At 52.1% G+C, this 15,456-nt stretch carries 14 protein-coding genes; 4 read left to right on the forward strand and 10 right to left on the reverse strand.

Features of this window, described 5'->3' with window-relative positions; translation table 11 throughout:
* Positions 1 to 55 precede the first annotated feature (55 nt).
* The 7 genes from phbB to QUD59_RS03700 form a co-directional block, all read right to left on the reverse strand.
* Entirely contained in the window at positions 56 to 805 is a 750-nt protein-coding gene (gene phbB / locus QUD59_RS03670; protein WP_286239668.1) for an acetoacetyl-CoA reductase, read from the reverse strand.
* 209 nt (positions 806 to 1,014) lie between these two features.
* A complete protein-coding gene (locus QUD59_RS03675; RefSeq protein ID WP_286239670.1) occupies positions 1,015 to 2,346 on the reverse strand; it encodes an MATE family efflux transporter in 1,332 nt (443 codons plus the stop codon).
* A gap of 94 nt (positions 2,347 to 2,440) precedes the next feature.
* Entirely contained in the window at positions 2,441 to 3,559 is a 1,119-nt protein-coding gene (locus QUD59_RS03680; RefSeq protein ID WP_286239671.1) for an ABC transporter ATP-binding protein, read from the reverse strand.
* Between the two features lie 4 nt (positions 3,560 to 3,563).
* Positions 3,564 to 5,138 (reverse strand): ABC transporter permease, encoded by a 1,575-nt coding sequence (locus tag QUD59_RS03685; RefSeq protein ID WP_286240985.1) that lies wholly within the window; start codon positions 5,136 to 5,138, stop codon positions 3,564 to 3,566.
* A 179-nt stretch (positions 5,139 to 5,317) separates the two neighbouring features.
* Positions 5,318 to 6,367, reverse strand: coding sequence for a Fe(3+) ABC transporter substrate-binding protein (locus QUD59_RS03690; protein ID WP_286239672.1), 1,050 nt, complete (start codon positions 6,365 to 6,367; stop codon positions 5,318 to 5,320).
* 95 nt (positions 6,368 to 6,462) lie between these two features.
* Positions 6,463 to 7,374, reverse strand: a complete 912-nt coding sequence (locus QUD59_RS03695; protein WP_286239673.1) for a sterol desaturase family protein — start codon at positions 7,372 to 7,374, stop codon at positions 6,463 to 6,465.
* Between the two features lie 142 nt (positions 7,375 to 7,516).
* The gene (locus QUD59_RS03700; RefSeq protein WP_286239674.1) at positions 7,517 to 8,914 is read right to left on the reverse strand and encodes a DUF4856 domain-containing protein; all 1,398 of its coding nucleotides are present in this window, start codon (positions 8,912 to 8,914) and stop codon (positions 7,517 to 7,519) included.
* 178 nt (positions 8,915 to 9,092) lie between these two features.
* On the opposite strand from QUD59_RS03700, the gene QUD59_RS03705 reads away from it, so the two are divergent.
* Positions 9,093 to 9,803 carry a 16S rRNA (uracil(1498)-N(3))-methyltransferase gene (locus QUD59_RS03705; RefSeq protein ID WP_286239675.1) on the forward strand — a complete coding sequence of 237 codons (711 nt, stop codon included), beginning with the start codon at positions 9,093 to 9,095 and terminating at the stop codon, positions 9,801 to 9,803.
* On the opposite strand, the gene ampD is transcribed toward QUD59_RS03705, so the two are convergent.
* Entirely contained in the window at positions 9,804 to 10,352 is a 549-nt protein-coding gene (gene ampD / locus QUD59_RS03710) for a 1,6-anhydro-N-acetylmuramyl-L-alanine amidase AmpD (protein ID WP_286239676.1), read from the reverse strand. It abuts the gene before it with no gap.
* Positions 10,353 to 10,467: 115 nt separating this feature from the next.
* Between ampD and nadC the strand changes: the two genes are divergently transcribed.
* Positions 10,468 to 11,316 carry a carboxylating nicotinate-nucleotide diphosphorylase gene (nadC, locus tag QUD59_RS03715; protein ID WP_286239677.1) on the forward strand — a complete coding sequence of 283 codons (849 nt, stop codon included), beginning with the start codon at positions 10,468 to 10,470 and terminating at the stop codon, positions 11,314 to 11,316.
* Between the two features lie 85 nt (positions 11,317 to 11,401).
* On the opposite strand, the gene QUD59_RS03720 is transcribed toward nadC, so the two are convergent.
* A complete protein-coding gene (locus tag QUD59_RS03720; RefSeq protein WP_286239679.1) occupies positions 11,402 to 11,743 on the reverse strand; it encodes a hypothetical protein in 342 nt (113 codons plus the stop codon).
* Between the two features lie 108 nt (positions 11,744 to 11,851).
* Positions 11,852 to 12,295, reverse strand: a complete 444-nt coding sequence (locus tag QUD59_RS03725) for a pilin (protein ID WP_286239680.1) — start codon at positions 12,293 to 12,295, stop codon at positions 11,852 to 11,854.
* A 203-nt stretch (positions 12,296 to 12,498) separates the two neighbouring features.
* Between QUD59_RS03725 and pilB the strand changes: the two genes are divergently transcribed.
* Positions 12,499 to 14,211: a type IV-A pilus assembly ATPase PilB gene (pilB, locus tag QUD59_RS03730; RefSeq protein ID WP_286239682.1), complete on the forward strand. Its 1,713-nt coding sequence runs from the start codon at positions 12,499 to 12,501 to the stop codon at positions 14,209 to 14,211.
* A 16-nt stretch (positions 14,212 to 14,227) separates the two neighbouring features.
* Positions 14,228 to 15,448: a type II secretion system F family protein gene (locus QUD59_RS03735; RefSeq protein ID WP_286239683.1), complete on the forward strand. Its 1,221-nt coding sequence runs from the start codon at positions 14,228 to 14,230 to the stop codon at positions 15,446 to 15,448.
* Positions 15,449 to 15,456: the final 8 nt, after the last annotated feature.

A 15,456-nucleotide genomic window follows, 5' to 3' on the forward strand; every position in this document is an offset into this window, starting at 1 on the left:
CTGCAGACACAAAAAAACCCGCTTGCGCGGGTTTTTTGCTTTTTGCCTTGTCCGGTCAGGACATGTGCAGACCACCGTTTACAGACAGGTCCGCACCGGTGATGTAGCCAGACTGGTCATCTGAGAGGAAGGAGCACATACGGCCAATCTCTTCAGGTGTACCGAACCGACCTACCGGAATACCGGCACAGATCTGATCCTGAATCTCCTGAGCAATCTTCGCTACCATCGCAGTTTTAATGTAGCCCGGAGACACAGTGTTTACGGTGACACCTTTACGCGCCACTTCCTGCGCCAGCGCTTTAGTGAAACCATGGATACCGGCTTTAGCGGCAGAATAGTTACACTGGCCAAACTGACCTTTCTGCGCGTTAACAGACGAGATATTGATTACACGTCCCCAGCCTTTGTCGATCATGCCATTGATCACCAGACGGGTCATATGGAACATAGAATCCAGATTGGCTGTGAGCACTTCATCCCACTGCTCCCAGCTCATCTTCTTGAACTGACCATCACGCGTGATACCCGCATTGTTGATGAGTACATCAACCGTACCACCGGTCAGTTCTTCAACGGTCGCAATACACTGAGCGCAAGACTCTGCATTGGTCACATCCCCGTAGGCTACTTCAATTTCGTAGCCATCTTTTCTCTGCTCTTCCTGCCAGGCCTTGGCTTTATCATGGTTGCCACCGCTGTTGTAACCCGCTACCACTTTAAAACCTTCATCCGCCAGAGACCGGCAGATTGCTGTGCCCAGACCACCGGTACCACCAGTCACGAGTGCAATTTTCTGACTCATGCTCACATCCCCTTTATAAATCTATGTTGTTTGTGGGTTCTAATATTTTTTATTATCTTCTCGGTCAATTTCCTTGGCCTACCTCGATCATAATGCCATCTCCAACGGGAGATTAATATGACTTTGGTTGAAGAGGTCTCAGGGTAAAGCCGGGTCGTGAAAATATAATGACAGTGATATCGGTATTACCGGTTTGCTGCAACGCAAAATCAGAGCTTTGCAAGAAAGCGCTGCATCAACCACCAGGCAACACCGGCAATGAGCAGATTTGCCACCACTAAAGCTGCAAACATGCCTTGTAAACCAGCAAGTTGGGAGCCAAGCAAGGCCAGTGGAAGGGAGAACACGAACAGCCGCATAATGCTGATCCGCATCGCACGCATCGGCTGATGCAGTGCATTAAAACTGGAAGCGGTCAGAAAGGTCACGGCCTGAAAACCGAAACCGGCAGGCAGAATAAAAATCCACAAAATAATTAGGGTTTGTACCGCTTCGGTACTACTGAACGCTGCTGCGACCTGTTCTGAGGCGATCATCAACAGACCAAAAACCAGTAATTGCCAGACCAGAGAGAAGCCAACGACCAGCCGGTAAGCCGCCCTGACCCGCGCTACCTGACCGGCACCAAAGTTCTGACTGATAAACGGAGGCAGGGTCATCGACAACGCCAGACAGACCAGCAGTGAAAGTGATTCTATACGATTACCCACACCAAAGGCCGCCACCGCTTCGGGGCCGTGTCGGGCTACCAGATAGGTGAGTACCGCCTGAGCAACCGGCGTCATCATATTGGAAAACGCGGCAGGCAATCCAATCTTCATCACACTGGAAAAATGCCCCATGATCCGATCGGGCACAAATGCCTGCACACGCAGCAGGCGCTTTTTATGAAACAACAGATAGAACGCAACCAGCGTGGTGAAGCTCCAGGCAATAATGCTGGCAATAGCCGCCCCTTTAATCCCCAGCCCGGGCACCGGCCCATAACCAAAGATCAGCAGCGGGTCGAGGGCAAGGTTAAGCAACGAAGACCCTGCCATCAGCAGCGCCGGGGTTTTGGTATCGCCACTGGCCCGCATGCAGGAATTGGAGACCATATTGATCACCAGAAAAACTGAGCCCACCAGCCAGTACCGCATATAATCCTGAATCAGCGGCATCAGTTCCGGGGCAGCCCCCAGCAACCGGAATACCGGATCAACCAGAAACTGTAACAGGATTGAGATCAGCACAATCATGACCGCAATCGCCAGCAGATTATCGCTCGCCAGTGCTGCCGCTTCCTCCTCCCGACCAGCTCCCAGCAGCCGCGCCAATGTTGCAGAGGTGCCGATCCCCAGCCCGATGGCCAGACTGATCACGGTAAAGCAGACCGGAAAGGTAAAACCCAGAGCCGCCAGTGCATCGGTCCCCAGACGACTGACAAAATAGAGATCCGCCAGATTGAACAGCATCAGACTGACAATGCCCAGCATCATCGGGATCGTCAGACGTATCAGAAGAGAACGGATATCACCCGCGAGCATATCGGGACGTGGCATAGGACACCAGGGAAAAGAAGGATCATCTATCCTACTGTATCCACCGCCGGAAACAAACGCCGATCAAAACAACGCTGTGTTGCGCGGTGTGGCGTTACAGGGTGATCGCCTGAGCCTGAACCACCTCTGCCTCCTGCAGATCACAGACGCCACTCTCCTCATCACACAGAGGCAGCACAACCAGATGATCAAGCTCGATGCTGATACCAAGGTTTTCACCCACATCATGATCGTGGTGGCAGGCGGTAATACAGGGCAGTACCTCACCATTTTCCAGTTGGACATGGTACAGATAGTGCGAACCCCGGAACCATTTACTGACGATCTTACCTGTCAGCGGACTCTCCTCCGCATGCTGGATATCATCAGGGCGAATCAGCAGCTCAACCGGGGTTCCCGGAGCGTAATTGATCGGTTCATCACCCACCAGGCAGCCCAGAGCTGACTCGACTGAGTACTCATCTTTAATGGTCGCCTTCAGGAATTCACCCAAGCCTATAAAGTCGGCCACAAAGCGGGTTTTCGGTTCGTGATAAATATTAAACGCGGTACCCCACTGCTGGATTACGCCCTGCTGCATCACGGCGATCTTGTCGGCCATGGCAAAGGCCTCCATCTGATCATGGGTCACCAGAATCGCACTCATCTTCTCCTGTTTGAGGATGTCACGAATTTCAGGGACCAGTTTTTCCCGCAGATTAGCATCCAGACCAGAGAACGGCTCATCCAGTAACAGCAGCTCCGGCTTGGGCGCGATCGCCCGGGCCAGAGCAATTCGCTGCTGCTGCCCGCCAGAGAGCGAGTGCGGATAACGCTTTTCCACACCCGGTAAACCCACCAGCTCCAGAAGCTCAGCGATACGTGTCTGCTGCGCCTGCCGGCTCCAGCTACGAATGCCAAACGCAATATTCTCGGCAATGGTCAGATGGGGGAACAGGGCAATATCCTGAAACACCATACCGATCTTACGCTGTTCTGTCGGCAGATTAAGTTCCGGGCCTGAGAGCTGACGGCCCTGCATGGTGATTGAACCGGCACGCACCGGTTCAAACCCGGCAATCGCACGCAACAGCGTAGATTTACCGCAACCACTCGGGCCCAGCAGGCAACCGATCTCGCCTTCCGTCAGCGTCAGGCTGACATTACGTACAATATCTTCCGCGCCGTAGGCCAGACAGACCTGATCAATATTCAGGTGAGGTGTAGTATTCATAGGCTCAACTTCCCGCACGCCCTTTTGAGATAGAACGGCTCAACAGAATAACCGGTAATAAACCGACCACAACGATCAGCAGTGACGCAGGCGCTGCATCGACCAGCCGCTCATCCGATGCCAGTTCGAACGCCCGTACCGCCAGGGTGTTAAAATTGAAAGGTCGCAGAATCAGCGTCGCCGGGAGCTCTTTCAGCACATCCACAAACACAATCAGCAGTGCTGTCAGTACGGAGCTTCGCATCAGCGGCACATGAATCTGGCGTAACACCTGCATCGGCGAACAACCCAGCGTCCGGGCCGCACCATCAAGGCTGGGTTTAATCTTATCCAGACCACTCTGTACAGCGCCGAGCGATACCGCAAGAAAGCGAACCGTATAAGCAAACAACAATGCAACCAGAGTCCCGGAAAGAATCAGGCCCAGATCGATACCCAGACCGGTTCGCGCCAGATCGATCAGACGATGATCCATCCAGGCAAACGGGATAATCACCCCCACCGCGATGATTGTACCCGGCAAAGCATAACCCATACCCGCCGTGGCAACGGAAATGCGTACCGCCGGACTCGGCTTAAGGCGTTTGGCATAGGCCAGAAGCAATGCAAAACCCACCGCAATAAGCGCAGCCAGAAACGCCAGATAAAACGAATTCCAGGCCAGACTGAGAAACGCCCCGTCGCTCAGATCAGCCTGAGTAAAACTCCAGTAGGCAAGCTGCCCTGCCGGAATCAGAAAGCCAAACAGTACCGGTACCAGACAGATCAGAAAGGCCACAACCGCTTTCATTCCGGTCAACTCAATCAGTTTCGCTTTGGCTTTAAATTCTGCAGAGGAATGATAGCGGGCTTTGCGGCGGGAGTATTTTTCAACCAGCACCAGTAAAGCGACAAAGCCTAGCAGGAAAGCAGCCAGTTGCGAGGCTGCCGCTGAATCACCAAAGCCATAGAAGGTGCGGAAAATTCCGGTGGTAAAGGTATTCACCCCGAAATACTGAACCGTGCCGTAATCGGCCAGCGTCTCCATCAGCGCCAGTGTCAGTCCGGCAATAATCGCCGGCCGTGCCAGAGGCAACGCCAACCGAAACAGACCCTGCCACTGGTTATAACCGAGGGTGCGACTGACCTCCAGTGTGCTCGCGGACTGCTCCAGAAAAGCCGCCCGGCTGAGCAGATAAACATAGGGATAAAGCACCAGCGCCAGCATCAGAATCGCGCCCCCCAGAGAGCGCACTTCAAAAAACCAATACTCGCCATACCCAAGGCCAGTCAGATCCCGAATCAGGGTCTGCACAGGCCCTGCATAATCAAGCAGCCCCGTGTAGGTATAGGCAATGATGTAAGCCGGAACCGCCAACGGTAGCAACAGGGCCCAGGTAAAGATGCGTCGCCCGGGGAAATCACAGACACTCGTCAGCCAGGCACTGGGGATCCCCAGCAGCAATACACCACCGCCAACCCCCAGCATCAGCAACAGTGAGTTGCTGATGTAATCCAGCAGAACCGTCTGATAGAGGTGTGAGAACAGTTCAACCGAACCACTGAAAACAAACCCGGCAATCACCACAATGGGCAACATCAGCAGAATCGCAACCAGCAGCGAGCCTGTGCTCAGCCAGTCTATTTTCTTTTCAGTGGTGGATAGATTCACTACAACAGTTCATCAGCAATTAACACGGAAACGCCCGCAGATAACCTGCAGGCGCATAGAGTCGGGTATTCTAGCAGGTTATGTGAATAACCTGACAGACCTACCGGTTACTTCCAGCCGGCGCGGTCCATAAGTTCAACGGCCGCCCGATTGTTATCACCCAGTTTACTCAGGACAATATCATCCGCCTTGAACTGACCCAGACCGGACAGTGTATCGGAGATTTTTGCGCCCTCAACAACCGGGTACTCATTATTAACCTCTGCGTACCAGGCCTGAGACTCATCCGAAGCCATAAACTCCATCAGCTTGATCGCATTGTCCACGTTACGCGCGTGTTTGGTCACCCCCACACCGCTGACATTCATATGCACACCACGGTCATCCTGATTTGGCCAGAAAACCCCTAACTTGCCGGCAACAGCCTGCAGATCAGGCTTGTTACTGTTGAGCAAACGGCCAAAGTAATAAGTATTCGCAATCGCCAGATCACAGACACCTGCGGCTGCAGCTTTTAACTGGTCAGTATCACCACCGGCAGGCGGCTTGGCGAAATTTGCCACCAGACCTTTAGCCCAGGCTTCGGTTTTTTCCACACCGCTGGCATCAATCATCGATGCGACCAGAGACTGGTTATAAATATTGTTGGAAGAGCGGATGCAGATGCGCCCTTTCCACTTTGGATCAGCCAGATCTTCGTAGCTGGAGAGCTCAGACGGGTCTACTTTGCCCTTTACATAAAAGATTGTACGCGCCCGCTGGGACATGCCGTACCAGTAACCATCGGCATCGCGCAGGCTGGTTGGTATACGTTGTGTCAGCGTATCACTGCCGGAAACCTGCAGGACACCCGCTTCTTTGGCACGATGAAGACGACCGGCATCAACCGTGACAAACAGATCCGCCGGACTGGCACTGCCTTCGACCTCAAGACGTTTCAACAGAGCGTCAGCCTTACCGGTTACCAGATTCACTGTAATACCGGTCTGCTCGCTGAAACGGTCCAGCAGGGGTTTAATCAGAGCCTCTTTACGCGCCGAATACACATTGACCATACCATCAGCAGCAAAAGCATTGACCGGGAGTGCGGTAGAAATCGATACGGCCGCGACCAGACCCAGCTTAGCGAAAAATGTACTCAGTGATCTTTTCTTCATTGCATGGATTCCAAAATCAGACTTTGTTCAACAAATACGGTATTAAGAATAGAATCATAAACGATAACCGTTATCATTGATACAGATCTATTTAATTAATCATTAGCTGTTGTGCCCGAGCCCTGACGCCTGATCAGCATCCGCCAGAGGAGCCGGAAAGGCCCCCAGTAGAGCTGCCACAGAGACTGCTCCCCGGGCGTTACCCGATGCGATAAACCAAACGCCAGTTGTTGCCCTTTTTCCGATAAAACCAGCGTCCCCCATAACCGGTCCCAGAGCGCCAGTACAACCCCGTAATTTTTATCGAAATGTTGCGGATCAGTGGAATGATGAATCTGATGCTGGGCAGGCGATATTAACCACTTCTCAACATAACGCCCGTATCTCAGCCCTACATGTGAGTGGCGCAGATTCGACCCTGACAGGTTAAACAGCAGTGTAAACAGCGCGGCCCCCATAAAAGTAATGAGATCAGCCCTTTCGCCAAAGAAAAAGACAAACAGCGCTATCGAAACCGCCTGTACCAGTGTTGAACGTAAAGAAAACAGAATCCCTTCAACCGGATGGGTACGGAACACGGTTATCGGTGTCAGGGTGCGGGCTGAGTGATGTACCTGATGAAACGCCCACAGCGCCGGCACCTCATGCAGCAGCTTATGCAGGTAAAAACGGGAGAAGTCGTCCAGCAGGAAGAGACACAGGGTGAACAACCCCGCCACACAAACCGCAGGCCACCCGGCTCCGATGACAGGACGGTAACCAAACCACTCATACAGTGAGAGAAACAGCCAGTTTGCCAGAGTGAGCTGAGTGAGGAGCAAAGGCGCCAGCAGGAGAAAAGACAAACGGTTAATCAGAAACAGCGCGTAGTCAGCCCTGGCGGATGCTGACCACCAGACCTGCCGACGAAACAGGGCCTTAAGGGTCTCACGGCTTGAGGTTCGGTTCTGCCATTTCAGCCAGCAGAAACCGATCAGCAGTGCTGCCAGCAAATATCCCCAGAACACCCGTTTTCGCGGATCTGAAAAAGCTGTCCACAAATCCTGAAAGAAAGCGCTATATAAGTCGTACACTTTTGTACACTAAAGCCCCAAAAGAAAAAGCCGGCACTGTAAAAAGTCCCGGCTTTTATTATGTTACAACCAGTTATCAGTCGTTCTCTGCACTGGCACCGCTGCCCAGCTTTTCAGCCAGTACGCCCATCTCGGCCAGAAGGTCATTGTTACGTGCCTCAACAGCAAAGGTATCCAGCATCAGTTGCTGAACCTTGAGCATATTCAGCATGTATTCTTTCATGCTGACAGAACCGGACTGAATGTAGTTACCCTTGTCATCAATACCGGTGATCTGGGTATTACCCAGCAGTACCGGGCTGAAACCGATCAGGCGATTCAGTTGAACACCGGTCGCTCCCAGATTTTTCTTACCTGTCTGCAACGCCAGAGCAAAGCCCTTCATCTCTGCCCAGTGTTTCGCGTACTTGCGGAACGCAGGACCCACATCACCGTTACCTTCAATCAGGGTTTCCAGCGCCTGAAGATCCTTGTAAGTGGAACCGGCATACTTGAACACGGCTTCTGCGATTACCTTTTCCCAGTTGGTCGCAATAATATCAGCGTAACCCTTCAGCTTGTTTCGCTGGCTGTCACTGAGCGCTTCGCCTTTAGCATCTGCCAGTAACTGACGGCCGTCGACAAATGCCTGAACGATGGTATGCAGGTAGTTGGTTTTTCCACCTTTATCGAAGCCGGCAGCGTAATAAGCGTGAGCATAGGTCATCTCATTATACAAAGACACTTTGCCATCTTTATTCAGATCAGCAAGCGCCAGAGCTTCCGGCTTCTGCTTAGCAACCTGATAAACCTGCTTTGCCGTCAGATTAAGGCTGTTAGCCTGAGCGCCGAAGTAACCAAACGCCTCGTCCCAGACATGTTCTTTACCGGTATAGGCGGCACCTTTTTTGTAAGGCTGGTTATTAGGCTTGGTGCCGGCTTCCAGTTTTTCATCCAGATAGTTATCTACTGCCTGATTGTAAAAAACCGCGCCCATCGCAAATTTAGAGATTAGCTGGGTGTAATCAAGACCGCTCAGCGGGTCATAACCTTTGTTCGCGGAAGAAGCCTTGTCGATCATAAAGGTCAGCACTTCCTGACCCGTCATATTGCCAGGCCAGCCAGGCACAACACCCTGATAGGTTTTGCCTGAGAGGTTTTTCTTTTTCGACAGTTGATCAACCTGATCCTGCGCTACGGGGAAGCCCTCTTTGGAAACCGGCGCGAGAATTTTTCTGCCCGCTTCTTCGCCCTGATAATAAGCCATTAACTGTGCTTTAAGCTCTGGGTTTGCCTGACCATTGCCCTTGGACGCCAGCTTTTTCAGCGAGGTATGCAACACCTGGCGCGCGGCCTGACCAGTGTATGAAACCGAGTGCTTCGCATCACCCTGATAATCTTTCACAGTTACCGGAAAATCCGCATAGTTCTGAGCCGCATGAGCGCCCAGCGTCGTTACCATGGCCATGGCGGAAACAAGAAGCTTAATCTTCACCGAGATCCCCTTTCATCAGGTTTTGAATTTATTGTCAGGTGGAAATTATCACAACAATAAAGAGAACGCTACAGATAAACATTCTCATTTAGATCTATATCAATATTTATCTAAACGGATTTGGCGAAGACAAAACCACAGGATAAAATCCCCTATCCCTCTGACAGGCTTCGCTCTTATGAATCTTATTCTGCTGTTTCCTTCCGACTTTATCAGCCCGAACAGGGTTAAACTGAGGGATCGGAGGTTTCAGCACATACGCAGCATCCATCAACCCGAACCGGGGCAGGAGCTCAAAGTCGGGCTGCTCGAAGGTGAGATGGGCACCGGTCTGGTCACCGATCTGAACCATGAATCGATCACGCTGGATGTGAAGCTGACGGATGCTCCTCCGCAGGCCTTGCCTCTGAACCTGATTTTAGCGCTGCCACGCCCAAAGATGCTGAAACGTATTCTGCAGACGGTGGCCACGATGGGGGTTAAAGAGCTGTACCTGATCAATTCTTACCGGGTCGATAAAAGCTACTGGGGCACGCCGATTCTGGACCGACAGCTTGAAGAACAGCTTCATCTTGGGCTGGAGCAGGCAGGCGACACCCGGATGCCTAATGTCTATCTGCGCAAGCGATTTAAACCCTTTGTCGAAGATGAACTGCCCACTATCAGCCAGAACACCCGGGCACTGGTAGCCCACCCCTATCATGCACAGAGCTGCCCGGCGGCAGCCGCAACAGCCACCACACTGGCGATTGGCCCAGAGGGGGGATTCATCCCTTACGAGGTGGAAAAGCTGCAACAGTGCGGGTTTACACCGGTGCATCTCGGCCCCCGTATTCTCAGGGTCGAAACGGCAGTGCCAGCTCTGCTGTCGAGGCTTTTCCCGGTCTGACTATTTGCTCAGCCCGTCCAGATAGCGCTGCCAGTCAAAGCATGGGCCCGGGTCGGTTTTACGCCCCGGCGCTATATCAGAATGACCGGTAATTCTCTGTCTGGTGATGGCCGGATAAAGCTGTTGAATCTGTTGTGTCAGAGCAACCAGTGCCGCATATTGCTGATCGGTAAAAAGCTCGGTATCACAGCCCTCCAGCTCAATCCCAATCGAGAAATCATTGCAGGCCTCCCGCCCGTCAAAGCAGGAAACACCCGCATGCCAGGCTCTGCAGGCAAGGGGCACAAACTGGGAAACCGAGCCATCACGCTCAATCAAAAGATGTGCAGAGACCTGAAGCTGATGAATTTCAGCAAAATAGGGATGATCTTCGACCGGGAGTTGATTCTGAAAAAAACGCTGCACATAGCCACCACCATACTCTCCCGGTGGCAGACTGATATTGTGAATCACCAGAAGAGAAACCTCTTCCGCTTCTGGCCGCTGATTACAATTAGGCGAAGGCACCACCTCCACCCCATCAAGCCATTGCGCTGCAGCAATCTCCATCAAGCCTGTTCTCCATCTACCCTAGTCTGGCCAATTTCGCTAAAATTGCGGCTTTATTTTAACAGAGGCTGGCGCTGAACCCACCTGCGCTAACCCATTCAAGACAGGATACGTTATGTTAACCCGCGCAGATATTCAGTCGCTTATCCCCGAAGCTGTTCGCCTGGCCCTGCAGGAGGATGTTGGCAGCGGCGATATCACCGCCCAGCTCATTCCGGTGGAGCAGCGCGCCACAGCCCGGGTGATCAGCCGACAGGACGCCACCATCTGCGGTGTAGACTGGGTCAATGAAGTGTTTCGTCAGGTTGATCCTGAACTCTCCCTTGAATGGCAGGTAGACGACGGTGATCAGGTCAGCCGCGATCAGGTGCTGTTCTATGCCCGCGGCTCCGCCCGCAATCTGCTGACCGCAGAACGTGCTGCGCTCAATTTTCTGCAGACCCTCTCCGGCACAGCCACACTGAGCCAGGCTTATGCCGACAAAGTTGCCGGCACGCCGGTAAAGCTGCTGGATACGCGTAAAACCCTGCCCGGCCTGCGCTTTGCTCAGAAGTACGCCGTCACCTGCGGCGGCTGCTTTAACCACCGTATCGGCCTGTTCGACGCCTTCCTGATCAAGGAAAACCACATTATGGCCTGTGGCGGAATCGAAGCCGCTATTGCTACCGCTAAAAGCAACGAGCCCGGCAAGCCGGTAGAAGTCGAAGTGGAAACCATGACTGAGCTGCGTCAGGCGCTGAATGCAGGTGCCGACATTATCATGCTGGATAACTTTACACTGGAAGCGATGCGTGAAGCCGTAGAGATCACGCGGGGTATCGCCAAACTTGAGGCTTCCGGCGGCATCACCGACGCCACCCTACGTCCGATTGCCGAAACGGGTGTGGATTACATATCAATCGGCGCCCTGACTAAACACTGTCAGGCGGTTGATCTGTCTATGCGACTAATTGACGAGAAATAAACCACAAAACACCGGCCTGCAGGAGGCCGGTCTCCGACCGATAATATCCCGGATTCTGCCAAACCCTCGCGCCGGGACGGCGTTCCTACCGGCAGCTATCCGCAGCTAACTGCTTCCAGTCATCCTCTTTCTGAATTTTCACCACATCATAGATCTCTACAACCGTGGTGAAAATCCCTTTGCTTTTTAACACGTTACAGGCTTTAGCCGCGGCTTGATGCGGATTAACCTGCCCGGCAATCACACCAATGGCCAGCACCGAATCATCCTGCCACCAGACCGGACGCGCCGGAAATTCAGGCAGTTCCAGCAGTGCATTTTCAACCGCACTTTTCTGCTGCGGGGTTAACCGCTCTGTAGAGTTAGCGATATACCAGGTAACACCGACACAGGCGGCGATAAGAAGGATAATTATGGTTCGTTTCATTAACGGACGGACTCGAATCTGCTTGTTGGGGTAACGGTACTGTAAAATTGGCGATAAAAAAGGGCCACATTATAGTGGCCCTTTTTCCATATCAACTAACTAAAGGTATTAGTGTGGGCAACGAGCTGCATCAATACCTGTAGTGCATGCGTAAGTCCATGAAAGACTACCTGAAGCAGACTCTGTAGCACTAAAGGTCATAGTATCCGCACCCGCTGTCGGATCTACTTCACCACCTCCTGTAGCTGTAACTGTTGCAGTGTACACAGCATTAGATGCAACAGCACTGGTCTGAACAAGAGCCATTGAAAGATGGGAACCTACCAACGGTGTAGAAACACCTGCTGATGCCCAAGCATTGGTCAGAGAACCGGTTTCAGAAAACCATTCCTCTATAACAATCTTATTTTGCCCCCACAGGGAACCAGACTCAGACAGAGTCGAACGGATCGTGTAGTTCTGGTATGCAGGCAGTGCAATGGCAGCCAGAATACCGATGATCGCTACCACGATCATCAATTCAATCAGGGTAAAACCTTGTTGTTTTTTCATTTTTAATTCTCCAGCGAATAGTTTTACTTGGCAGCAACCAAGTCCTTTGATTGTAGCGTATTTTTGATGACACGCCAGTGACCCGTAAAAAATTTACTCTGGCAAAGAGTATAGTCCGCATTTTCAAATAGTCATGCAAATGCTATTTTACCCCTAACAAGCGTTTTACCTATGTTTGTAGTCGTTTTTAAGGGATTAATACCTTGCAGTCACGTCAACCACTCAGCGGCCTCGCTAAAAGGCTCGTCAACGAAGGGGTCTGTTCTGCCGAAGTCGCAGCGGACGCTGCCCAGCAGTGCCGCGATAAACAGCAGACCTTTATCTCCTATGTGATTGAGCAGCGTCTGGTCAGCGCCTACCGCGCAGCCGCAGCAGCGTCGGAGGAGTTCGGCATCCCTCTGCTGGATCTGGATGCACTGGATATGAGCAGCCTCCCTCAGGGGCTGATCAATGAAACCCTGATTACCAAACACCATGCGCTGCCCTTGCAAAAGCGCGATAACCGACTGTTTGTGGCCATTTCTGACCCGACAAACATTCAGGCGCTGGATGAATTCAAGTTTCAGAGCGGGATCACCACCGAGGCAGTGATTGTCGAAGAAGACAAACTCACCCGGGCGATTGAATCCTTTCTGGATAATCAGGGCTCTGCTCTGGACGACCTGGAAGACAGCGATCTTGATAATCTGGAGATCGATGATGCCACTCCCGGTGAGCAGGAAGATGATAGCGGTGAAGATGCCGCCAACGATGCGCCGATCGTCCGCTTCGTTAACAAGATACTTCTCGACTCGATTAAAAACGGCGCCTCGGATATCCACTTCGAGCCCTATGAGAAAAGTTACCGTATCCGTAGTCGTATCGATGGCATCCTGCAGGAGGTTGCCAAACCTCCTTCTAATCTGGCGTCGCGTCTTTCGGCACGCCTGAAGGTTATGTCACAGATGGATATATCAGAACGACGCCTCCCGCAGGATGGTCGTATAAAGATGAAAATATCCAAAAATCGCGCCATCGATTTCCGTGTTAACACCCTCCCCACCCTGTGGGGGGAGAAGATCGTGCTGCGTATCCTCGACCCCAGCAGCGCTAAGATGGGCATTGAGGCGCTGGGCTTTGAGCCTTTCCAGAAAGATCTGTATATGACGACCCTGCACAAGCCACAGGGAATGATTCTGGTAACCGGCCCTACCGGTAGCGGTAAAACCGTGAGTCTGTATACCGGCCTGAACATACTGAATACCGAGGAGCGAAACATCTCGACCGCAGAAGACCCGGTAGAGATAAACCTCGAGGGGATCAATCAGGTTCACGTGCACGCCAAAGTCGGCCTTACCTTTGCTGAAGCCCTGCGTGCCTTCTTGCGACAGGATCCTGACGTAGTCATGGTGGGTGAGATCCGGGATCTGGAAACCGCCGAAATTGCGATCAAAGCGGCCCAGACCGGGCACATGGTACTCTCCACCCTGCACACCAACAGTGCACCGGAAACCCTGACCCGACTGCGCAACATGGGTGTACCGGCCTTCAATATCGCCACCTCAGTCAGCCTGATTATTGCCCAGCGTCTGGGGCGCCGTCTCTGCGAAGGTTGCAAAAAGCCCCTTCAGTTGCCCGAAACCACACTGCGTGAAGAGGGATTCTCGGAAGAGCAGATCAAAGAACTGAATCTGTTCGAAGCCAACAAAGAGGGCTGCAACAAGTGCAACCGAGGCTACAAAGGCCGGGTAGGTATCTACGAGATGCTGCCGATGAGCCAGGAAGTGGCTGAAGTAATCATGGAGAACGGTACCTCTTTGGATATACTTAAGGTGGCCGAACAACAAAATTTCCAGACATTAAGACGTTCCGGGCTGAAAAAAGTAGCCGAAGGGGTTACCAGTCTGGAAGAGATGAACCGCGTAATCAAAATCTGATACGGGAAGTTAGAAAATGCCGAAAGAAGCCAAACTGCAGACGTTTTCCTGGCAGGGCAAGGATAAAAATGGCAACAAAAGTAAAGGTAAGCTTGACGCTGAAAGCCTCTCTGTTGCCAAAGCACAATTGCGCAAACAGGGCATTATTTCTCCCAAAGTCAGCAAAGAGATTGAGATTGGCTTTTTAAGCAGCAAAAATAAGCCGATTAAACCTGTGGATATCGCTTTTTTCACCCGACAGATGGCGACCATGCTCAAATCCGGTGTACCGCTGATGCAAGGACTGGATATCACTGCAGGCGGCATGGATAAACAAAAGCTCAAAGAGATGGTTTATGCCATTAAAAATGATGTAAACAGCGGCCTCGACTTTTCGACATCCCTGACCAAGTATCCCGAACATTTTGATGATCTCTACTGTAATCTGGTTCATGCAGGCGAGCAGTCGGGTGCTCTTGAGCAGATGCTCGATCGAATTGCGACCTATAAAGAGAAGCTGGAGACTCTCAAAGGTAAAATCAAAAAAGCATTGACCTACCCTACCGCTGTTATTGTGGTGGGCTTGATTGTGTCGGCTATATTGCTGGTCAAAGTGGTCCCACAGTTCGAGATGGTATTCAAGAACTTCGGTGCCGACCTGCCCGCATTTACGATGTTTGTTGTCGGTCTGTCTGAAGTCGCACAGGAGTGGTGGTGGGTAGCCCTGCTTAGTATTGCAGCAGCCGGCGTTTCTTTCAGTAAAGCCAGAGCCCGATCCCAGAAATTCAGTGACTCGGTTGATCGTTTCATGCTGAAAATACCAGTAATCGGCAAAATTCTGCAAGACGCTTCCGTGGCTCGATTTTCGCGTACACTGGCCACTACCTTTGCCGCAGGTGTGCCTTTGGTCAATGCTCTTGAGTCAGCCGCGGGCGCCTCTGGTAACGCCCTCTATCGGGATGCGATTCTGCAGATCCGGAATGGGGTATCCACCGGTCAGTCATTACAAAATGCCATCAATATGACCGGCATTTTCCCCAACATGGCTGTACAGATGATCTCCATTGGTGAGGAAGCCGGCTCTCTGGAGATGATGCTGGAAAAAGTCGCCGACTTCTATGAAGAGCAGGTGGATAACGCGGTTGATAACCTCTCCAGCCTGCTGGAACCGCTGATCATGGTCGTACTGGGCGTACTGGTTGGCGGTCTGGTAGTTGCTATGTACCTGCCTATATTCCAGTTGGGTAACGTCGTTTAAGTTAGCTC

It is taken from the genome of Neptuniibacter halophilus (genome assembly GCF_030295765.1).
GTDB classification, from domain to species: Bacteria; Pseudomonadota; Gammaproteobacteria; order Pseudomonadales; family Balneatricaceae; genus Neptuniibacter; species Neptuniibacter halophilus.